A 20,372-nucleotide genomic window follows, 5' to 3' on the forward strand; every position below is an offset into this window, starting at 1 on the left:
AAGCAGACTATGAACATATGGCGCTGACTTTCAACGCGGTCCTCGACGAAGCGGGCATAAGCCCTGATTCCGTTCGTCTCCTGCGGCATCAAACGCATTCTGCGGGCCGGACGCCTTATTCGCTCTGGCGCGACGATCGGGCGGGCTTCCTCGTGTATCAAAGCCTTCAGACGAGCCAGAACCGCGCTCGTCTTTCCGCAAGATATTGGGCGAGCTTCGTCGTGACGCCCGCGGCAGCCACCCTGTTCGTGGGACTTTACGAAATCTCGCTCATCGGGAGTGCGCCCGACGACATTGTCGACCCGCTGCGTCACAAGCTCGCAACCGAAGGCGGCACCCGGCCGCTCGATCTCTATGCGCAAACCTCCGTATTCGCGTTGGAGGACATGAGCGGCCGTTTGACCATCGACTGGGGCGCAGGAACCCGGAGTTGGATCCAGCGTGCCGGTAGCCAGGCGAAGGCTATACTCGAATTGAGCCGCACGTTTCAGGAGGAAGCGTTCCCAGGTTATGTGCGGTTCATCGGCAACCTCTCGTCGCTGGAAGCACTGCCAAAGGGCTGGATCGCCGCGCTTACCGCGGCGCGGGGCGTTTACCTTCTGACCTGCCCGCGCACGCGCGAGCAATATGTTGGTTCGGCCACAGGCGAGAGCGGTTTCTTCGGCCGCTGGCTCACCTACATCCGAGATGGCCATGGCGGCAATCTGGGTCTGAAAAGTCGCGACCCGAGCGACTATCAGGCCAGCATTCTCGAAGTGAGCGGATCAAGCGCCACCGTCGAGGAGATCATCGCTGCAGAGCAGCTTTGGAAAGCGAAGCTACAAAGCCGGGAGCTGGGCCTTAACCGTAATTGAGGGTGTTTCACCGACCGGCGTGAAGTGCCCGACGTGCTTCCTCGGTGATCGTGTAAACCGCTTGCCGCTGGGCGCCCCGATTTTGGTGATCCACCCGGTAGCCCTGATAATGCCGCCTGACGAAGCCGGCGCGAACCAACTCGGAAACGGCGCGGCTGACATTTGTGCGGCCGGACTGACGAACCCGCTTGCGAACCTGAGCGTCGACGATCCTGTTTGCCGCCACCGGATCGACCGGAAGGGCACACTTAGCCTCAAGGTCTTGTCGCACCTTGTCTGCGATCGCGAGACGACGGGGGTCGCGCTGAGCGACGGGAACCAGTGCGTCGCATAGCCAATCCCGGACGGGAATCCGGCGGTCACCCTCGCGGATGTACGGTCCCGCCGATCCCGTCTGAGCACTCGCCTGGGCGATCAAGTTGAGCACCATGAAGCTGTAACGCGGTCGCTCGCATACGATCGTCAGCCGCTCCAGAATGGCCGGTAGGTCAAGCGGGCGCGTAGGCTCTCCGGCTTTCACCGGCCGAGCACAGTCCTCAAGGGAAAAGAGATCGGGCTGAAACATGGAACATTACAAGCACAGAGTGCCGGCAAAGTGAATCCCGCACAGGAGGGCCACAAAGACTTTAACCGCTCGTGGCACTTCACCGAGCGAGGTAAAGTGCCGCGAGCGGTACGGATTTTTGACGGCGGGGCGCGGCTAGAGGGTGATGAGGATGCGGCTCTTAAACAACTTACGCAATTGGATAGCCAACGCGCTACGTGTTGAGGAGCCGGCCGAGACCGCCGCGCTCCAAGAAACCAGCGAGCGTGATCTCCATACACTCGACAGCTGGCGACAGATGTTGTCGGGTCTGCCGCGAACGATCGAGTGCCCGCAAATGACGTTGTTCGGGCGCGACGAGGAAGGCGCGATCTTCAAGGGTTCGGGTCGCATCGAAATCGTCAGCACGACCAAGATGCGGTTCTATATGCATGCGGCGCCTTCGGTAGATTTGCGGCAGGCACTGGAGGTGTTCAACCGGCAGAAGTCGCAGCCGTATGACGCCCGTGACCTCCTCCGCTTGTTTGCGACGGACTATCGCGGGGTCGAATGGGTGGGCGGCTATACCCAGGTGGACTTCTTCGCCGACCACAATAACGGGTGGCCGCTGAGCGGCGAAATCGACGCACTGCACGCGCTGGCTAAAGGCTACTGGGTATCGAAGCGGAGCAATGTCGAGCTGTTGCTCGTGCCGCCAATCGACCTGCCGATGAGCGAGCCGCTGACAACCACGGCATTCATCGGCGAGCGCCGTATCTTGGCGAGCCGCGGGCCGGGCCAACACGTGATTGAGGTCCTCGGGACTAGCATCACCTTTTCGTATGAGCCGTCAGGCCAGGCGTTGTGGATCACTGCCGACGCGGGCGGGGTTCTCTCTCATCCGTTCTTGGAGAATTGGCTGACAGAGCCGCTGCGTATCCTGCTCGGCGTGCCGGTCTATCCGCGCATGGTCGCGCGCAACCTCGGTGACGGCACTGCGCATGTGTGGCTGCGGCCATCGCCGCGCCATCGGGAGCCGTCTGCGATCGGCTTGCTGCAGCCCTTCGCGATCGAACACGGACGGGCGGAAGCCTTTTGGAAGCTCTACGCCGACATTCTTACGTTCATCGTCAAGGTCGGATCTTTCGAAGCGAATCCGCTGACACGTTATTACGATGAGCTCGCCGAAGCCCAGCTCGGTTCGCGCTGGGTGCTCACGCTGACGCTCGCCGGCGCGGCTGAGGCACTGGCGAACGAGTTGATGACCGAGGACGACAGACGGCCAGAATTCTCCGATGAACTTCTTGCGTCAATGAAAAAGCAGATCGAGGCGTGGAAGGACGACCCCGCCTTGCGCGGCCGAATGCTCTCCAACCTTGGGATGGTGAGCAAGCGCAGCGTCGTCGCCTTCATGCGCCAACTCGGCAAGGCGGGCACGCTGGAGGCGGCGCACGTGCAGACTTGGTACGAGATTCGCAACTCGGTGATGCATGGCAATCTCGTCGAGCCATGGTCCAGCGAGGAAGGCGACGCCCGGCTGCACCAGATGCTCGATCTCCTCCACGCTCTAACCCGCGCCCGGATCGCCGCTGGCCGGTGATGCATCCCGTGGCTTATTCTGAGCGCATGCGTGCACCGCATGCGTGGTGGGGAGCGCCCCCCACGTGGTTGGAAAGACTTTTCCGGGAACCGGCAAAGTGTTTCCGGCTGGAACGACTTGGGGCCACTATTTCAGAGCGGTGACACCTCATCGTAGCGTCCCGCTTGGCGCAATTGGCGGACGATTCCATTGAAGGCAGCGGTCACACCCTGCGAGCGACCGATGTCATTGGCCTGGGCTGCCGCGTCCCAGAAATTCTCCAGAGGCCAGCGCTCCGGGCAGTGTTGAAGCAGGCAGCGCAAGGCCAAACGTACCTCGACGACGTCGACGCGAGTGTCGGAGGATCGTGCGGTCGCGGAGCGAAGGATATGGACGGAAAGGGCGATGACGACGCGCTGGTGGCGCGGAAGGGCACTCATAGCTCAGCGGAAATCGTGTGACTTGAACCGCACGACCTCCTTTGGATCCATGCCGTCAGCGTGAGGCGGCCAATAGCAGTTGCGTGGCTCGGGCTTCCAACCCTTGTCTCCGCGGTCGGGGGCGCCGGCATGGCGAGCTCCATCGCCTCGACCGGTCCGGTGCGGGAATGACAGCTCGCCCACTCGGTGAAGCAGATCCCCGTGATCGATGATCCGATCGCAGATGACGTGGATTACCTCGCCTTCTTTCTGGACCCTGCCCTTCATGCCGATCATCGATGCCGACATGACGGTTCGGCGCTGCGCCTCGAACCGGTCCGGCCAGAGTATGCCATTCGCGATGCCTGTCTCATCTTCAATCGTGATGAAGAGGACGCCCTTTGCCGAACCAGGTTTTTGTCGAACAAGGATGATGCCGGCGACCTCGACATGGCGACCGTCTCGGATGCTCGCGAGATCCGCGCAACGGGTCACGCCTCGCCGCGCCAGTTCGTCGCGGACGAATGTGAGAGGATGGGCGCGCAGTGACAATTGGAGCGAGCGGTAATCTTCGATCACCTCGCGACCATCCGTTAGCGGCCGCAGGGTGACGGCCGGCTCGAGGCCCTCGGCGCTCACGGTCTGCGCTTCGCGGTCAGCGGCCGCAAATAGCGGCAAAGGTGCCTCGCCGAGGCCCTTCACCTTCCAGAGCCCTTGGCGACGATCGGCGCCGAACGCGTGGTAGGCGTCGGCGTCTGCCAGCTTCTCGATAGCCGCCCGCTGGACCCGTGATCGGCGCCACACGTCCTCGACAGAATCGAACAGAGCGGTCGAGCGCGCGCCGACTATTGCCGCACCGTCTGCGTTCGAAAGACCGCGGACCTGGCGCAGTCCAAGCCGCACCGCGAGATAGCGGCCGTTCGTGGGCTCCAGCGTACAGTCCCACCGGCTCGCGTTGATGCAGGGCGGACGGACCTCCACACCGTGATCGCGTGCGTCGCGAACGATCTGCGCGGGCGCATAGAAGCCCATCGGCTGGGCGTTCATCAGGCTGGCGCAAAAGACGTCAGGGTGATGATGCTTCATCCAGGCCGAGGCATAGGCGATCTTCGCGAAGGAGGCGGCGTGGCTCTCCGGAAAGCCGTAGGAGCCGAAGCCTTCGAGCTGGCGGAAGGTGCGCTCGGCAAATTCGCGCGGATAATCGCGCGCCACCATCCCCTCGATCAGCTTCTCCGAGAAATGCGAGACCCCGCCGGTAAATTTGAAGGTCGCCATAGCCCGCCGCAAAGCGTCCGCCTCGGCGGCCGTGAAGCCTGCGCCGACGATAGCGACCTTCATCGCCTGTTCCTGAAAGAGCGGAACCCCCAGCGTTTTTTCCAGCACCGCACGCAGCTCGGGCCGGGGATATTCCGGCTTCTCCAAACCCTCGCGCCGCCGAAGGTAGGGATGCACCATGTCCCCCTGAATCGGCCCTGGCCGGACGATCGCGACCTGTATGACGAGATCGTAGAAGCGCTGCGGCTTCATCCGCGGCAGCATTGACATCTGCGCGCGGCTTTCGATCTGAAAGGTCCCAAGCGTATCGGCCTTCTGGATCATAGCGAACACCGCAGGGTCATCATCCTGCAGGTCCGCAAGGCCGATCTGGCAACCTTTCGCTTCCTCGAGAAGGTTGAAGGCGCGGTTCATGCAGCCAAGCATCCCCAAGCCGAGGACGTCGACCTTCATGAATTTCAGGGCGTCGATGTCATCCTTGTCCCATTCAATAATCTGCCGGTCGTCCATCGCGGCCGGTTCGATAGGTACCAGGTCGTCGAGACGGTCATGCGTGAGGACGAAGCCGCCGGGATGCTGGGACATATGGCGCGGCGTACCAATCAGCTTGCGCGCGAGATCGAGCGTCAGGCGCAGCCGGCGATCTCCGAGATCCAAATTGAGTTCTTCGACCTGCTTCTCGCCCACGCCTTCGGCCGACCAACCCCAGACCAAGCCTGCAAGCGAGGCGGTCAGATCTTCGGGCAGGCCCATCGCCTTGCCGACATCGCGCACCGCGCCGCGCGCGCGATAGCGGGTAACGACGGCTGTCAGAGCGGAGCGGTCACGGCCGTAGGTCTCGTAGATCCACTGAATAATTTCTTCACGGCGCTCATGTTCGAAATCGACGTCAATGTCCGGCGGTTCGCGGCGCTCGCCCGATACGAAGCGCTCGAAGAGTAACTCGTGCTTAATCGGGTCGATCGACGTGATGCCCAGCACGAAGCACACGCAGCTGTTCGCCGCAGACCCGCGTCCCTGGCAGAGGATGCCGCGACGTCGCGCTTCACGCACGATCGCATGGACGGTCAGGAAGTAGGGGGCGTAACCTAGTTCACGGATCAGCCGCAGTTCGTGGTCGATCTGGCTGCGGTAAGGTTGCGGCACATCACCATCGAACAGCCGGTCGACCGCATCGTTCGCCATCTGCTCAAGGGCTTCTTGCGCCGTGAGACCCTCGACCACCCGCTCGTGCGGGTATTGATAAGCGAGTTCGTCCAGACTGAAGGTACAAGCGCGCGCGATGTCGACGCTGGCCTGCAGCGCATCGGGGTAGGCGCGAAAGCGCCGGGCCATTTCGTCGGGTGATTTGAGCGCTCGGTCGGCATTCACCTCCCGCCGGTAGCCGAGCTCGTCGACGGTGCACTTCTCGCGAACCGCAGTCACGACATCCTGCAGGAGGCGAGCCTCAGGCGCGTGATAGAGGACGTCGCCGGTCACGACGGCACGGACGCCGGCACCGCCCGCCTGACGGGCAAGCGCGTCAATCCGCACCGCGTCGTCGGGACGGCGACGCTGAAACAGCGCCATGTAGGCCCTGCGACCATAAATGGCCTTCAGGTCGGCAAGGCTGCTCAGATTTTCTGTGTCAGCCTCGTGCGGCAAGAGGATCGCGATGACGCCCGCTGACCACGGCTGCAGGTCATGCCAATGAAGGAGGCACCCGCCCTTCCCCGCGCGCTTCTTCCCGACGGTCAAAAGCCTGGTGACGCGCGACCACGCTGGTCTATCGGTCGGATACAGGATGAGGCGACGACCGCACGACAAATCGACGCGTGTGCCCGCTATCGATCGCACCCCAGTCGCTTTCTGCGCCTCCCAGGCGCGCACGACGCCTCCGACGGTGCCGATGTCACCTATCCCGAGAGCGGGATAGCCGAGCAGGGCTGCGGCTGAAAATAGCTCTTCCGGGCTCGATGCGCCGCGCAGCAAGGAAAAGTGCGTCAGCACCTGAAGCTCGACATAGGCGCTCATGCGAAGACGCCGTGGATCCACCAGCTAAGGTCGCCAGTGTTGTCGTCCATCCCATCGCCGCGCCGGAACAGCCAGTACCGGCCGCCATCTTCGTCCTCGACCCGATAATAGTCCCTGACGGCCCAGACCTCTGCATCGCGCCGCCACCATTCGCCATGGACGCGTTCGGGTCCGTCGCCGGCGACGACGCGGTGAGCTGTGCCGCGCCATTCGAAGCGGCGGGGCGGCTGATCGGGAAGGAGTGCTACGACGCCCCATAGCGGCTCTGGTCGAGCGAACAGTCGAACCGGACGCTGCCATTTGGGCCAGTCGCCTGGAATATGGACAGGGTTCGTGCGTGCTACCGCGCGTTCCGGAACATGGCTTTCAACGGGAGCGATCCGAAAAACCGAGCCACTGCCGATACGGCCAGCGACCACATCCACCAAGCGAGCTGGGTCGCGGACGAGCGTGTCTCCTGCGAGCACCGCCCCTAGATCAATCGCGTCGAGAGGCTCCGTGTGGGGCGCTGCCAGCCAAAACCGCTCGACACCCAGGCCTGGGTCGATGCGCTCGATGCGCAGCTTCAGCAGTCGCAGAAGATGCGGCACCTCGCGTGTCGGCCGCGACGTGCCGATGCCCACGATCTGTTCGCTGCCATCAACCCGCAGGCCGGCAAGGCGGAGCGAGCGGACGCCAAGCCCCCGCCCCTGCAGCAGTTCGGCGAGATCATGCAGGAGATCGCCCATGACCTGCTCGATCGCGTCGGCGGTGCCGATCGGCTCCAGAAGGCGGCGCTCCACCACGGGGATGGATGGATCGTCGCGCGAAGTGATCGGCTCCGCGGTCGAGCCAAGCGCCTGATCGAGCCGGGTGATGGCCGGCAAGCCTAGTCGCCGCGCTAGGGGACCGCGCGCCACCGGCAGGAGATCAGCTACTCTCTCGAAGCCGAAGCGCCGCGCTGCGCTGAGCGCCGTTGGGTCGAGCCTGAGTGCTGCGATCGGCAGCGAGGAGAGCGCGACCGTGGTGGCACCCGGCGTCACGCAGGCGAGATCGTCGGCGCCAAACCGGGCGATTGCGTGAGCCGCACCGGGGGTATCGGCGACGGCCACGCGAGCGGTAAATCCCGCCCGTCGGCAAAAGACGAGCAGTCTCTGGCAGAACTGGTACTCGCCGCCATGGAGGTGCTCGCACCCGGTGAGGTCGATCCACAGGCCATCGGGGGGCGACACCGCTGCGATCGGCGACCATTGCCTAACTGCGAAAAGCGCCAGCCGATCGAGCAGCGCCGCGTCGGCCTCCGGCTCGGCGGGACGAAGGTCCAGGTCCGACACAAGCGCACGCGCGTGCGTGGCAGCCATGCCGACATGGATTCCGAGCGCTTGCGCGCCAGCGCACGCCGCGACGATCTCTTCTCTTCGCCCAACCTTCCCGAAGAGAGCCAGCGGGGTAGCGACCGCCTCCGCGACAGGTGCGGTCTGTTGCGGTTTCGCCGCTGGCGGCGCTTTGAATGGATGCTGGGCGGCCTCCGATCGACGGCCCAGCTCGCGGGCAGGCGGCTGCGCATGCCGTGGCAAGGTCACGATCTGTGCCTCAACATCCGCGCGCGTGAGCATTCCGCTGCGGGCCCACCGGGCGCCCGGCCGCCATCCGCCCCCGCGCGGGACCGAGCAAGCGCCGGGATCGTCGTCGACGGGTAGCTGGAGGCTCGGCCGTTTAGGCGGCCGCGTGGCGGACCGTTCCTGCCGTCTCAGCCGTTCGATGGCCAAGTGCGGCAGGAACGCGGAGACGACCCGTCTCATCGCTGCCTTCCACGATCAGGGAAAAAGCCTCGCCACCTCGTTGGCGCGCGAGTTCGACCGTCCAGCGTGGCCGTCCTACACCGGCGACGCCGAGCCTCTCCGAAGGGGCGCTCGCGATCCGCCAGCGAGTCCAGGCAGCCGATGGCTCGCCAAACGGATCGTGATCACGGCGCCGCCGCCGTCGCAGGAGCAGGACCGGGAGGTCGGCATCAGCTGCAGCAAGCTGAAGGCGGCGGGAGGCGACCATCGAGACCTTCTCAGCCTCGGCAACGATGGCAGCAGGCGTACCGTCTCGGATCGCATCTTCGACCACCGCGAGCAACTCAGCATCATCGCGCGGCTGGGCGTGAATGACGGCAGCTGAGGACAACCCCGCCTGAGACAACGCCGGGGCGTACAGATCGCTGCGACAGCTTGCCCAAAGGACCGGTCCTGCGCTGATTGCAGCTTCCCGAGCGGCTATACCGCACAAAAACAGGGTCACCGCCGCATCGTCAACGAGCGAGCATGAATGCGCGGTCGCCTCATGGAGCGCTCCCGCTCTCAAGCCCCCGCTGGCAAGCCGCTGGTCAAACTCGGGCACCCCGAAGGGCATCGTCCGGTACTCGGCGATGGGTGTCGCGATGGAGCGAAGCTGGGCTATGTTCGCAAGGCGGGAATCGACGGCAGGCATAAAAACAAAGACTCGGAGCGTTCCCCTTATGTTCTGCCATCCTTGTCTTTGGGTCAACAGTTCGATCGTGTCGAGCTCCCGTCCGAGGACGACCTTTTCAGACCGCGCATCGGCTCGGCGGCAGCCCTAGTCCGTCCACTCGAAACAGCGACCACGCTCGATGAACATCCGCAGGATACGACCGGATCGCCGCACCAAGTCACGATCGCGACCGTGCTGGGGCGATTTCGCACCGTGAAACAGGTTGCAGCGAACGCAATATATGGTCCGTAAGAGCTGCGGCCAGGTTGGAACATCTCCGTCTGTCCAGCCCACTGGTTGCATCCGGACGCCCACGCGTCGACGGCGGTCGAAAAGCTCGTCGCGGTCCTGCGCCCAGAAGGCATCACGACCGAGCTTCTGCCGCACGTCCCGGACGTTGAGCACCGGCCATAATTGCGAGAAGGCCATCACGCGTCGTTGAAAATCGTCATCCTGCATCAGCTCTTCATAGGCATCGGTAGCCCGCCGGTTTTCGGCAATCGCGGTGATCATGGCCGCGTCATGGTCCGCGCCGGTCACCGATTCCATCCAGCCGTTGAAGCCCATCCAAAGGCTCATAAATGACATGAAGGCTGAGCGTTGCCGGTCAGCGTTATCGATCAGCTCGTGTGCAAGATCGGCCGTTTCCGGGTCGAGCGATCGAAAATTGCTGAAGTGACCATCGTCGATATGCTTCCCGATTAGGCGATCGCCGCCGATATCTGGCGAAGCGTAGCCACGAAGGTATCCAGCAGCTGACGGCCTTGCATCGCTGCTGGCGCGGTATCATCGACCCCTGCCCGCTCCTTGCCGCTGGCGATGTTGCTCGAACCAAGATGTGCGTCGGCGAGCCGAAGATCGTAGATCCCGAAGAGCGGCGCCATCATCGTGCTCGCGTCGTTCCCAGGGATTAGACTGCCGAGGAGTTTCTCCAGCGCCTTATTCGAACCCGGCTTCCGACCATCCTTGGGTTTGGGCAGGTTGAGAGGCGCAAGGACGGCATCGACGTCGACCCGCTCCATGAAAAGGCGAGTGACCTCCTTGGCTAGCTCCAGCAAACCGTCTGCTTCAGCCGCCTGGAAGCGGTGCGCGCGGCGCAACAGCCGAGGCACGGCCTGGTCGTCGCGGAGGAGCGGGACGCCATATTTGCCGCTGAAAGCCGCGTCGATCTCCGCAAGCGCCGCGGCCAGCTGCGATTCTGGTGCGATCGTACTGGCCGGTGTCACATCCATCTGAGCGGCGAACAACTCCTCTGCCACGCCGCCGTCGGGCGTTACGTTATGAGCGCTCCACAGCCGCTGCTCCCAAGGATCGAGTGCTCCGATGTCTTTTGCGAAGACCGTGATCAGGCCGAGCCGGTTGACCCCGAAGTGGACACCGGTGCTGGCGCCCAGGCCTCCGGTTTCCGCGCTGTACCAATGCAGGCTCGCGCCGCGATGGCGCATCAAGGTGGAGACGACGGTGGGATCGAAATATAACCATGTCGACACCCCAGCCAGACCATCGCCCGACCTGCGGGTGCCGTCACTCTCCAGTATGAAGCTCGTGGTATGGGGATCCTTGTCGCCCCGGATGCGTGTACTCAGCCCGCTTGGCTGGACCCATTCCGTTCGCCACATGGCGCCCATCGTGCGGTACTGATCACTGGGGGTCGGCCAGCGCCCCGGTCCGGTTCGACCCTCCCGCTCGTCCCTGCCCCTGACTTCGGCGAAAGCGTCGCCTGGCCAGCTGTAGACAGGCTTGTCGATGGTGGTGGCGGTCCGCTGGTGATAGCTCGAACAATACAGGGCCATGCCGCGGGCGCTGAGGTAGTCACCAAGGAACTCCGGCCTAATCTCAAGCAGGATCGGGCGGTCCTCAGCATCTCGTTTCAATCGCGCGACCTCGGCCCAGCCCTCCTCCGGTCGAAACCAGCAATCACCTTCACGTAGAAGGCGGAGGGCCACGACCAGGTCGGGATGCAGGTGCCAGATGTGAAGGTGTTCGTCCTCGAGATACTGGTCGATCACGAGATTGGAACCGATCGGCTGAGTGGACCTGCCATAGAACAGGTCGGAAGCGCGATAGCCCCACGGTTCCATGCCGCCCCGGTGTGCGCCGACCCCCAAGTCGCTCCAGACGACCTTGTCGCCCTCTGATCGATGGGTGTCGAAGATCGCGGCAGTGGCGATGCCCGTATATTCCCGCAGCTCGACGATACCGGCCTCAGGTGGGTCGATCACGACATCGGCATCGTGGCGGAGCGGTATCCATGGCCGCCCTTGCAGCGGCAGCACATCACGCAACTCAAAATATCTCTGTACGATCGGCATAGGCACCCCCGGGTAGCGGAGCATGACTACCCCTGATTGCAGAGACCTTGAATCAGCTTTTTGCGATATTCTACCGTGCAGCAGGCGCCGTCGCAGAAGTCGCCGGTATCGGCTTGGTTATAGCTGCCACAAAGCACGGGACCATGTGGGCGAACGGTATCAGGAGGGATGATGAAGCTAACCAGCGATGCTGTCGAAGTGGTGAACCGCAATGCGCTCGTCACCGTCGCACTCAATCAAGGCTACAACGCCTATCTGCCGGTCTATGACAATGGCATCGACCTGATCCTGTTGAACGAGGCGACTGGCGATACCAAGCTGGTGCAGCTCAAAGGCCGGTGGACCATCGATAAGAAATATATCGGCCGAGACATCTGGATCGCGTTCCCCGACCGCGGTGTCTGGTACGTCGCACCGCACGACGAGATGCTGCGGTTAGGGGAAAGGCACACCACAACAAGCAGCTGGGCTCGAGGCACCTACAGCAAGAGTCCTCTCAGCAGGAGCGATTGCGAAGAATTGGCGTCCTATCGCTTCGGCGATCCGGACACGGTCATGGATGATGCCGCCGCTTTGAGCGCGGGCGGATAACATCCACTTTGGTGCAAAGCGCCGCAAGCTCTCGTGCACCACCTTACTCAGAGGGTGAGACCGATGCACAAAAGCAGGATCGCCGCCGCGCCCGCAGCGAGCTTCCCGCCGGCAACGACGCGTGCCGATCGCCCCACGCGAAGCCGCTTGCCCGTCCTGTCCATTCCGGAGCGGAGCCCGAGCACGCCGTCGGTCGCCAATACGGTGCCGATGATGAAGAGCAGAACCGAGATTGCCTTGGCAAAGCCGTGAGGTGACAGCCCGGTGACGATGAAGACCGCAACGAGCCCGATCGTGAGCAGGCCGTACAGTGCAAATCCGATGTCGAGCAGCCCGCGCAGCCGCTTCGGCCCGTTCCAGTCCGTAGGCCGTCGAAGGAGGATCATCGGGCGCAGGCAGAGCTGGCAGCTCTCGAGATTGCTGTCGCGCGGCCAGTGATTGATCAGATGGCCGCGATGCGGGCACCCCGGTCGACGGTATGGGAATGCGGTCGCCCGGATCAGCATGGCGAAGTCTCCGGCGCCGGTGCCAGATAATAGGCCGTGATGGCCGCCCCGATGATCATTCCCTCGACGGTGACCGACTTACCGATCAGGTGTCCGGCGATCACGTCCCCAACGAGCCGCCAGCGCATCCCGTCTCCCTCGATCAGCATCAGCCCACGTGGCGTCATGTCCACCACGCCGGTTAACCGGACAGGGCTGCTGGCCGTCATTCTGCTGCCTCGGCATAGACCCGGGTTTCCTCGGCCGAGGCGCCATTGAAGCATACCAAGGGACAGTGGAGGAGAAGCCGGCCGTGATAGTGCAGCGTGCGCCCGTCCAGCCTGATCGGATCGCGAGCGAGGCGTTGGCAGGATTTGTTCGATCGGTTCCTGAAAGCGCAGGGCGCGGCGAGCGGGGAGAGGGGCACCTTGGTCACTTCTTCCGCTTGGGATTGAGGCGGCGGTTCGCCGAAGAGGTCGCACTGTTCCATTACGGGTTCCGTTCTCCCCCCGAGTGGTGGCCGCGGTTGCCAGCGCTGGACCATGGCGGCGTGAAGTCGTCGCGAGATTTTCCGTCGATTCAACGAAGCGCTGCCAAGCGGCGTTGACTTCGTCTTCGGCGCGTTTGCGTCCCTCGCTGCCTTGCCGAAGCCCCAGCGGAGCTTGCCGGGATCAACCTTCTGCCGCTGGCGATACCGCTCGCGCGTATAGTCGCGGTCGTCGATCGCCACTACGCAGCCCCTTCGACGCTGGATTGATAGTAGACGCCTTGGTCGCGGTGCATCGCGATCTTCAGAAAGGCGGGGCACTCGACAAGCACCGCCAACCACGCCGCGCACTCGGCCCTTCCGAGCGCCGACGAGTGACTGGCCAGTTCCACCCAGACGAGGAGGGCGAGGCCGGCGATAGTCCCGATGCGGACGTCCCGCCGAAGGCCGGCAGGAAGCTTTAGAATGCTCGGTAGGCGCACCCATGCCGGGGTGGCGAGATCACCCCTGAGGTACAGCGGCGATGCGGCGTAGATCGCCAGTATGATCTGGGTCTCAAGCATGGTTCGCCCCCCGATCCGCGATCGCGCCCGCAGATCGATCCGAATGAAGCAACGGTGCGAGCGCCTCACGGACATTCGCCAGCGTCGGCTTGGTCTTTGCCGCGATGCGGATCGTCGTGTAGCCAGCGCGCGATGTCATCGCATCACGCTTTGCGTCGGTCGCGGCGTTATGGGTATAGTCGTCGACCTCGATCAAGGCGACGATCGTTCCAGTCTCCCGGTCCTGCACTACGAAGTCGATGATCTTCTGCGAGAAGCTGTTTCGATCAGCGGGGGACACCTTGCGCCCGAGCCGACGTGGAACCTGCAGGAGAGCCCCCATTGCCACCTGCGCGTGGATGCGGTGTGCGGGCAGGGCGCGCTCGATCGCCGCGAGCATGGCCAGCTCGCGGTCGGTAAGAAAGCGCTTGGCCACCGGCGCGGGCGGTCCACTCGGTGCCGCCGCGCTTTTCACCAGCGCAAGTATAATGACCGCGCAGACGATAAGAAATACGGTCGCGATTGGCGATCCGAACAGTTGTGTCATTGCGTCACCCCTCGGAATGGAAGGCGCGGCCAACAACCGGGGCCGCGCCGGTCTGCCGGTTACCAGCCGTCGCGGCGCCCCTCGCCGCTGTCCTTGAGCCCACGCCGGTCCAGACTGGAGCGCCGGATCTCCAGTTCAACGCCATCGCCCTTGTCGCGGGTTCGGATGTCGCGGGGATCCACATTGTTGCGCTTGGCGAAGTCCTCGGCTGCCTTGTCGCTGCCGAACTTGCCGACGTCGTCGAAATCCCATCCACTCATCGTCGTCTCCTTCAATCCGGCGGTCCGGCCGGTCGGTCGTCACAGATCGAGCCCCAGGCTGCGTTCCGGCAGCGGCGGCAGCACGTCGCTGCGGTCGGGCTTGAGCTCGGGCGGTGATTTGAGGGGATCGCCCGGTGCAGACGCAGCCTGGCCCTTCCCGGCAGTCGGAAGCGGCGGGTCGCCTGGCAAAGGCGGCAAGTCCGACAGATCGACAGGGCCGGGATCGAATTTTTCGCGCGGGCTGGTGCCCGTGCCGCGTTCCCGGTCGACGTCGAGCCGACCCACCGTTTCGAGCGCCGAGGTCTTGTTTCCGGGGTTGTTGTCGAGCTGGCGCTCGAGCTTCGCTTTATCGTCCACCACCATCGTCATTTCGTCGCGAACGCGGGTGACGCCGACGTTGAACAGGCGCTGGTTGGACAGGTTGCGCTCCTGGCTCGACATGACGGTGATCGCCTTGTCGGTGGTGATGCCCTGCGCCATGTGCATGTTCAGCGAGTAAGCGAGGTCGAGCCGCGACAGCATCGGATCGCCCAGGTCGAGCGTCAGCCGCTCCTTGCTCGCGGTTTCGACGGTGACGCCGCTCGCATCGATGGTGAGGACGCGTGCGAGGGCGGCGTTGTGGAGCCCCCTCCCCTTGTCGTTGGCGGTCCAGCGAATGCGATCGCCTTCGCGCAGATGAAGATCTTTCTTCTCGCTGAGCTGAAGGCGGTCGCGCTTCTCGGTTGGCGAGAGTTTCTGTGGGTCGAACCGGATGCGCCGGCGACCGTCGAGAAGATCGACCTTGCCGTTGGGGTGGACCTTGTCGACGTCGTAGCGGCCGGCGGCGAGGCCGACGTCCTGACCGCCTCCCCTGCCTACCTCGAGGGTTTGTCCGGGCCGGTAGGTGGATGCGTACCGCAACTCCTCGCGCGTGGTATTCACCCGCTCGTAGACGGTGAGGTGAATCCCCTCGCCGCGCACGGTCTTCTCGGCCGCAAGCCCGTCCTGAATGCGTTGATTGATGATCGCGCGCGAGGCGCGGCCCGACGCGAACACCGCCGTCGACTCCCGATCGGCGCTCGAGAGTCCGAGCCACATTTCGGCTGCGTGCAAGGCCGGGCTATTGTGCTCGATGACGCTGTCGCCAAGCACCTTCATGGCCTTGCCCGCTTCGCCGACATTGGCCAGGGCCGCGACGGTGCGCAGCTGATCGGTGCGCTGGCGGATGTTCTCGTCCATGCGCGCCATGGTTCCCCCGCCGGCCTGGATGAGCGCGAACGACTTTCCGGCATCGATCGAGGAGAGCTGCTGCCGGTCGCCAACGAGAACGAGTTTGTCGACGCCCAGCGCGGCCGAGATTTGATGGAGCTTCAGCATGTCGTCGCTCGACACCATCGAGGTCTCGTCGACGACGAGCATCTGGCCGCCGAACACGGCCCGCGCCTGCTCATAGGCGTCGCCCTGCCGGTTCGTGACGTGCCGCTCGTTGGCAAGAATGAAGGAGGCGATGGTCTGGGACTTGATTCCGGCGCCCTCTGCGAGGTCCGCCACCATCTTGTTCTGGAAGGCGAGGCCCGTGACGGCCCGCCCCTCCGCCTCGGCGACCCGCGCGACGGACTGCAGCATGGTCGACTTGCCGGCGCCGGCTATGCCCTGCACCACCACCGTCCGGTCCTCCGAAGAGACAATCAGTGTGGCGGCGGCGAGCTGCCCGGCGTTGAGCTCGCGATCCGCATGTGCCTGCAAGCGCTCGGGAGCCTCGCTGGCCGCAATCATCGGAGTGGAAGCGCCCTTCCCCTGCTCCACCGCCTTGAGAATGCGCTCCTCGGTCCTGAGGGCCTCCTGCGTGGTCACCATGCGGGGCCGGGTGTCGCCCACGCGCGCCTCGCCCGCGATCAGCTGGCCGCGTTCCACAAGCTGAGCGATCCGCCGCTCGACATGGTCGACCGTGACGCCCTTCAGACCGAGATCCAGAGCGGTCTTGCCGAGCTGGTTGACGTTGAAGGCGGCTTCACGCTCGGAAAGCATGCGCACGGCGGACGCAACAGCCAGCTGCGCACGAGCTTCTGCCGGCGAGTGGGTCACCCGAGCCAGGCCCCGATCGACGAGAGGATCGTGCGGCTTGAGGATGTCGCCAAGCTTTTCCCAGGCGTTCGTAAGCGCCTCGGAGACGGCGCGATAGCCGCGCTCGAGAGCGCTTCCCGGCTCGCGCTGTTCGGATCTTGCAAGCGCCGCCTCGAGCAGGGCCTTGCCATCGAAGCCGAGGGCCGCCGCCTTCTCGATCCACTCGCGTCGGAGGCCGTCGCGGTCCTCAACATTCAGCTTGGGATCGCGCGTATTGGTGGTGACGCTGTCGCGCCCTTTGGGAGAGGTAATGCCGAGCTCGGCCGCCTTCTCGAGAATGGCTTCGCGGCGCTGGCTGAACGCCTCCAGCACCGCCTTGGGGACACCGGCTACCTCGAACGTCCCGTGCTTGCCCTTGAGCTCTAGCCTGTAGCCCAGCTTCTCCATCTCCTCGCGCAGGAAGGCGTGGTAGATCGAGCCGATCACCGTGTTGTTGCTCCAGATCTTGTCGGCATGGAGCGCCTGCCATTTGCCGTCGGGCATCTTGGTCAGGTTGGCGATTACTGCGTGGACGTGCGCCTGAGGATCGAGGGCGCGGCTCGTGTCATGCTGGAACAAGGCGAAGACGAGGTTGCCGGTCTGCACCGGAACCTTGCGCCCTTCCACGTCCTTGCGCCCTTCGGCGAGGTTCTTCTCGACCCAGGCCATCGCCCGCGCGACCGCCTTCATGTTGGCGCCGTTCTCGCCGAGGATCCGCTTGTCGCCGGTGACATAGGCGAGCAGCGACACCGACTTCGGAGCCGAGAAGGTGAGGTCGACGCCCGATCGCCGGTTCTCGACCTGTGCCACGCCCTCCCCGCTCGGCAGAATACCGTTCAGGATGCCTTCGAAGGCATCCTTCGCCACCTCGCCGGACAAGCCCAGGTCGGAGGCGCCCTCGCCGCCCCAGGCACTGACCTCCGAGCTGTCGTCGACGGTGTAATAGTCGTCCTTGGCGAAGTAGCCGGCGGCGCCGGAGGCGGAACGGACGGAGGCGACCGAGAGCACTGGCTAGATCCCCATGTCCATGCCGTCAGGCTCGCGGCCGGCGGAGAAATCCTGGCGTAGCTCGACGATCGTCTGATCCTCGACCCGCGGCGCGCTGTGATGGCTGCGACCGTCCTTTCGATCATCACGTTCTCGGGCCTGCGCTGCCTCCTGCTCTGCTGCCGCGCGCGCAGTCTGTGCGATGTCGGCCGCATGTTGACGGGGTGCCTGTCCGTCGCGGTCGGCGTTGTTTTCGTGAACCGCCTTGCTGGTCGATTCCTTCTCCGCATCGACCTCGGCAGACAGGATGCGCGCGGCCATTTCCTTCGCCACGTTGACCGGCTCTACCACCTCCTGGATCACCTGGCCGGCACCATCACGCCCACCGGCTTCACCACCCCCTTCTCCGTCGAACACTTCCTCTCCGCGCTTCGATCGCACCGGCTTCATGTCGGGGCGGGGCAGGAAGCCGTCCGCGACCTGGGGATAGTCCTTCCAGACGAGCTTGATCCGAGCGGCCGGGAAGCCGTCGGGGAACTTCACGAAGCCATGCATCGAGGGCAGGTTCGTGATGTCGTCGGCGATCACGAGCGGTTCGACCTGCTTGCGCGGAGTCAGCGTCGAGGCGTCGCGCGTGTTGTTGTAGCCGTAGCTGTAGGCCTCATCCATCTGGCGGACTTCGCGGTTGCCGATATAGCGGGCGCACTGCTCGGCGGTGTCGAGATCGGCGGTCGCGAGGATGAGCTTGGAGCGGGCAAGCGAGGCGAGATTGCGGGCGCCCTGCTCGCCATATACCTCGACCAGCTTTTCGAAGCTGTGGATGCCGAGGATCATTGCGCCGCCGAAGGCGCGGGCCGTCTGAAGGCCATTCTCGATGGCTGGCAGCCGGTGAAGTGCGCCGAGCTCGTCGAACATGAACCAGGTGCGCAGCGACCGCGTGCGCGGCATGGTCATGAGCCGGTTGATGGCGAGGTCCATCCAGAGCGTCAGCAGCGCCCGGTTCATCGGCATGTCGACGTAATTTGAGGTGATGAAAAGGATGGAGCCTGGCTTCTTCTCACCCGTGATCCATTCGCGGATCGAGAAGCGCGGACCCTCGTCTGGCAGGAAGCGGAGGACCTGCGCGTTCGTGTTGAAGACGGCGCGGATCGACTCCGCCATGCGGGCGGCTTCCGGGGCCGTCAGAGGGTCGGCGATGGTGTTCTGAAGGTAGCGGTGAACGCGCTTTAGATCGGCCGTCATCAGATGTTCCGACAGCGCGAGATTGGTGGTCTCACCACGCTCCTGCAGGCGGACGCACATTTCGATGAAGAGAGTTCGCGCCGCGAGCGCCCAGAACGGTTCTGAGGAGCCGCCGTCCGACGGGATCAGGGCCGCAGCGGCGGCGGTAAACTCACTGTGGGTGCAGCAGTCCGAAAAGATCGACCATGCCGGGCAGCGCCGGTCCATCGGATTGAGGATCGTATCGCGCTCGGGGTCATAGAATGCCTCGACATAGGCACCGGTGAGATCAAAGATGACGGCGCTGTCCTGACGCTCGCGCATCTGCTTGACGAGGCTGCGCAGCTCGGTCGTCTTGCCCGACCCGGTGGTGCCGACCAGCATCGTGTGCGACTGTTCCATCCGGTGCGGGAACGGGATGCCGGCGAGTATGTAGGGATGGTGGATCCCGGCGGCCTTGCGCGCCGCAAAGGGCAGTTGCAGCACCTGCCGCGGCGAGAGGTCGGGCAGGCACTCCCGGGCTTCCTTTTCGAACGCCGCCTGGTTGTGTTGGGACACCTCCGCGAGAAGCAGTTCGCGCTCGACTAGCATGGCGCCCCGCTCGTGTCGCTCCTGCAGGATCGACCGGCCCCGACGCCGCGAAATATCGACGAACCAGATGGTCAGCGGGATCGTGAGAAAGACGGAGACGAGGATGGCGCCGAGCAGGCCCCGCACGGCCACACTCCAGGCCCTCTGGACCTCGGGCATATACTGCACGACCGCCATGATCGTGCGGTGGATTTCGCCGTTGGGGAGGGTGACGTTGACCCGCTTGGCAGGGTCCAGTCCGACCCAGTCCCAAAGCATCGCGTAGAGCTTCATGCAGACGAGCTGGAAGCCGTGCTCGTCGAGCTTGAGCGATAAGATGATGAACCAGGCCGCGAGGAAGGCGAAGAACCACAGGATGAAGGGCAGCTTCGCGCCCGAGAACCACATCAGCATCTCGTGGGTGAGAAGCTGGCTTCCGCGCGTGAAATTGCCGGCGTTGCGATGGACTTTGCCCCGCGCCGAATGATGGGTCAGGGGTATGGCGCGGCCATCGGTGCGGATGTCCTTACGCGCCATGGTATTGCTCCAGGCGCTTGTCCGCATTGGCGATGATCCGCTCGCGGAATTCGGGATATTGCTCGCTGATGATGACGTCGAGCGCGAGCTGCATGAACTCGCTGATCCGCGCCAATCGGCGGTGGCTGGACGTGATGACGCTCGCCGTGCCGAGATAGGCATCGACTGCCGCCCGGATGATCTCGGAGGGCTTGCATTCCTGGTCCGTCGCGAGGGCCAGAATGCGATCATACTGCTGGCGGTCGAGCCGGACCGTGCAGTGCCGTGTCGTCGAGGACAAACCAGCCTCCTAGCAGAGAGGCTGGTGGGGACCTGAGAAAGCGTGTGGAGATATAACCGATCGCGCGGTGGGCGGCAAAGAGAAATGGGGAACACAGAGCGCGTGGCACCACGTGGCACGGCTAAGTCACTGAAGGCTTGGGATAAACAGACTCCCTCGCGAACGTCCCACGCCGTGGCACGCTCTCCGGTCGCCCTAAGCTATTGAGGGAACACGGGAATCCTGCACCTTCAGGTGCGTAGGGTGTGCGCATATCCCAAGAGACCGCTATATGGTCCCGGACCTGTCCGGAGGTCGTTGGAAATGGCCCGTAGCCGGGTCCGGCTGGGCAGA

At 64.1% G+C, this 20,372-nt stretch carries 18 protein-coding genes; 3 read left to right on the forward strand and 15 right to left on the reverse strand.

The window, feature by feature from the left end:
- Positions 1 to 17: 17 nt before the first annotated feature.
- Positions 18 to 854 (forward strand): GIY-YIG nuclease family protein, encoded by an 837-nt coding sequence (locus tag XM50_RS07990; protein WP_046408763.1) that lies wholly within the window; start codon positions 18 to 20, stop codon positions 852 to 854.
- 7 nt (positions 855 to 861) lie between these two features.
- On the opposite strand, the gene XM50_RS07995 is transcribed toward XM50_RS07990, so the two are convergent.
- A complete protein-coding gene (locus XM50_RS07995; protein WP_046408764.1) occupies positions 862 to 1,419 on the reverse strand; it encodes a hypothetical protein in 558 nt (185 codons plus the stop codon).
- A 151-nt stretch (positions 1,420 to 1,570) separates the two neighbouring features.
- Between XM50_RS07995 and XM50_RS08000 the strand changes: the two genes are divergently transcribed.
- Complete coding sequence (locus tag XM50_RS08000) at positions 1,571 to 2,977, forward strand: hypothetical protein (protein WP_205499285.1); 1,407 nt, start codon at positions 1,571 to 1,573, stop codon at positions 2,975 to 2,977.
- Positions 2,978 to 3,399: 422 nt separating this feature from the next.
- Here XM50_RS08000 and XM50_RS08010 read toward each other — a convergent pair whose 3' ends face one another.
- From XM50_RS08010 to XM50_RS08030, 5 genes are all read right to left on the reverse strand, one after another.
- Positions 3,400 to 6,663: an error-prone DNA polymerase gene (locus XM50_RS08010; protein ID WP_046408768.1), complete on the reverse strand. Its 3,264-nt coding sequence runs from the start codon at positions 6,661 to 6,663 to the stop codon at positions 3,400 to 3,402.
- Positions 6,660 to 8,087 carry a Y-family DNA polymerase gene (locus XM50_RS08015; RefSeq protein WP_046408811.1) on the reverse strand — a complete coding sequence of 476 codons (1,428 nt, stop codon included), beginning with the start codon at positions 8,085 to 8,087 and terminating at the stop codon, positions 6,660 to 6,662. The genes XM50_RS08010 and XM50_RS08015 overlap by 4 nt, the downstream gene beginning before the upstream one ends.
- A gap of 271 nt (positions 8,088 to 8,358) precedes the next feature.
- Positions 8,359 to 9,117: an ImuA family protein gene (locus tag XM50_RS20825; RefSeq protein WP_231621901.1), complete on the reverse strand. Its 759-nt coding sequence runs from the start codon at positions 9,115 to 9,117 to the stop codon at positions 8,359 to 8,361.
- A 126-nt stretch (positions 9,118 to 9,243) separates the two neighbouring features.
- On the reverse strand, positions 9,244 to 9,705 hold the full coding sequence (locus XM50_RS08025; protein ID WP_205499273.1) for a hypothetical protein: 462 nt from the start codon (positions 9,703 to 9,705) through the stop codon (positions 9,244 to 9,246).
- 134 nt (positions 9,706 to 9,839) lie between these two features.
- Positions 9,840 to 11,450, reverse strand: coding sequence for a hypothetical protein (locus XM50_RS08030; RefSeq protein ID WP_046408812.1), 1,611 nt, complete (start codon positions 11,448 to 11,450; stop codon positions 9,840 to 9,842).
- 171 nt (positions 11,451 to 11,621) lie between these two features.
- Between XM50_RS08030 and XM50_RS19190 the strand changes: the two genes are divergently transcribed.
- The gene (locus XM50_RS19190) at positions 11,622 to 12,041 is read left to right on the forward strand and encodes a hypothetical protein (RefSeq protein WP_126002494.1); all 420 of its coding nucleotides are present in this window, start codon (positions 11,622 to 11,624) and stop codon (positions 12,039 to 12,041) included.
- 47 nt (positions 12,042 to 12,088) lie between these two features.
- Here XM50_RS19190 and XM50_RS08040 read toward each other — a convergent pair whose 3' ends face one another.
- The 9 genes from XM50_RS08040 to XM50_RS08080 are packed head-to-tail and all read right to left on the reverse strand — an operon-like array spanning position 12,089 to position 20,039.
- Positions 12,089 to 12,547 (reverse strand): hypothetical protein, encoded by a 459-nt coding sequence (locus XM50_RS08040; RefSeq protein WP_046408772.1) that lies wholly within the window; start codon positions 12,545 to 12,547, stop codon positions 12,089 to 12,091.
- The gene (locus XM50_RS08045) at positions 12,541 to 12,756 is read right to left on the reverse strand and encodes a DUF5818 domain-containing protein (RefSeq protein WP_126002492.1); all 216 of its coding nucleotides are present in this window, start codon (positions 12,754 to 12,756) and stop codon (positions 12,541 to 12,543) included. The genes XM50_RS08040 and XM50_RS08045 overlap by 7 nt, the downstream gene beginning before the upstream one ends.
- The gene (locus tag XM50_RS08050; RefSeq protein ID WP_046408775.1) at positions 12,753 to 13,256 is read right to left on the reverse strand and encodes a hypothetical protein; all 504 of its coding nucleotides are present in this window, start codon (positions 13,254 to 13,256) and stop codon (positions 12,753 to 12,755) included. Before XM50_RS08050 ends, XM50_RS08045 begins: the two co-directional genes overlap by 4 nt.
- Positions 13,256 to 13,576, reverse strand: coding sequence for a hypothetical protein (locus XM50_RS08055; RefSeq protein ID WP_046408777.1), 321 nt, complete (start codon positions 13,574 to 13,576; stop codon positions 13,256 to 13,258). The genes XM50_RS08050 and XM50_RS08055 overlap by 1 nt, the downstream gene beginning before the upstream one ends.
- A complete protein-coding gene (locus tag XM50_RS08060; protein ID WP_046408778.1) occupies positions 13,569 to 14,102 on the reverse strand; it encodes a DUF2726 domain-containing protein in 534 nt (177 codons plus the stop codon). The genes XM50_RS08055 and XM50_RS08060 overlap by 8 nt, the downstream gene beginning before the upstream one ends.
- Positions 14,103 to 14,161: 59 nt before the next feature.
- Entirely contained in the window at positions 14,162 to 14,362 is a 201-nt protein-coding gene (locus XM50_RS08065) for a hypothetical protein (RefSeq protein WP_046408815.1), read from the reverse strand.
- 39 nt (positions 14,363 to 14,401) lie between these two features.
- Positions 14,402 to 17,452: a MobF family relaxase gene (gene mobF / locus XM50_RS08070; protein WP_046408779.1), complete on the reverse strand. Its 3,051-nt coding sequence runs from the start codon at positions 17,450 to 17,452 to the stop codon at positions 14,402 to 14,404.
- A gap of 3 nt (positions 17,453 to 17,455) precedes the next feature.
- Positions 17,456 to 19,759 (reverse strand): type IV secretion system DNA-binding domain-containing protein, encoded by a 2,304-nt coding sequence (locus XM50_RS08075; RefSeq protein WP_046408780.1) that lies wholly within the window; start codon positions 19,757 to 19,759, stop codon positions 17,456 to 17,458.
- Positions 19,749 to 20,039 carry a hypothetical protein gene (locus XM50_RS08080; protein WP_010339736.1) on the reverse strand — a complete coding sequence of 97 codons (291 nt, stop codon included), beginning with the start codon at positions 20,037 to 20,039 and terminating at the stop codon, positions 19,749 to 19,751. The genes XM50_RS08075 and XM50_RS08080 overlap by 11 nt, the downstream gene beginning before the upstream one ends.
- Positions 20,040 to 20,372: the final 333 nt, after the last annotated feature.

Origin of the sequence: Sphingomonas sp. Ag1 (assembly GCF_000980895.1) — a bacterium.
GTDB classification, from domain to species: domain Bacteria; phylum Pseudomonadota; class Alphaproteobacteria; order Sphingomonadales; family Sphingomonadaceae; genus Sphingomonas; species Sphingomonas panaciterrae.

Excerpts from the sequence above, each read along its gene's own strand:
- XM50_RS07995 (WP_046408764.1), bottom strand. The coding sequence starts at position 1,419 with ATGTTTCAGCCCGATCTCTTTTCCCTTGAGGACTGTGCTCGGCCGGTG.
- XM50_RS20825 (WP_231621901.1), bottom strand. The coding sequence starts at position 9,117 with ATGCCTGCCGTCGATTCCCGCCTTGCGAACATAGCCCAGCTTCGCTCC.
- XM50_RS08075 (WP_046408780.1), bottom strand. The coding sequence starts at position 19,759 with ATGGCGCGTAAGGACATCCGCACCGATGGCCGCGCCATACCCCTGACC.
- XM50_RS08060 (WP_046408778.1), bottom strand. The coding sequence starts at position 14,102 with ATGACACAACTGTTCGGATCGCCAATCGCGACCGTATTTCTTATCGTC.
- XM50_RS08025 (WP_205499273.1), bottom strand. The coding sequence starts at position 9,705 with ATGGGCTTCAACGGCTGGATGGAATCGGTGACCGGCGCGGACCATGAC.
- XM50_RS08055 (WP_046408777.1), bottom strand. The coding sequence starts at position 13,576 with ATGCTTGAGACCCAGATCATACTGGCGATCTACGCCGCATCGCCGCTG.
- XM50_RS08010 (WP_046408768.1), bottom strand. The coding sequence starts at position 6,663 with ATGAGCGCCTATGTCGAGCTTCAGGTGCTGACGCACTTTTCCTTGCTG.
- XM50_RS08065 (WP_046408815.1), bottom strand. The coding sequence starts at position 14,362 with ATGAGTGGATGGGATTTCGACGACGTCGGCAAGTTCGGCAGCGACAAG.
- XM50_RS19190 (WP_126002494.1), top strand. The coding sequence starts at position 11,622 with ATGAAGCTAACCAGCGATGCTGTCGAAGTGGTGAACCGCAATGCGCTC.
- XM50_RS08030 (WP_046408812.1), bottom strand. The coding sequence starts at position 11,450 with ATGCCGATCGTACAGAGATATTTTGAGTTGCGTGATGTGCTGCCGCTG.
- XM50_RS08000 (WP_205499285.1), top strand. The coding sequence starts at position 1,571 with ATGCGGCTCTTAAACAACTTACGCAATTGGATAGCCAACGCGCTACGT.
- XM50_RS08040 (WP_046408772.1), bottom strand. The coding sequence starts at position 12,547 with ATGCTGATCCGGGCGACCGCATTCCCATACCGTCGACCGGGGTGCCCG.
- XM50_RS07990 (WP_046408763.1), top strand. The coding sequence starts at position 18 with ATGGCGCTGACTTTCAACGCGGTCCTCGACGAAGCGGGCATAAGCCCT.
- XM50_RS08045 (WP_126002492.1), bottom strand. The coding sequence starts at position 12,756 with ATGACGGCCAGCAGCCCTGTCCGGTTAACCGGCGTGGTGGACATGACG.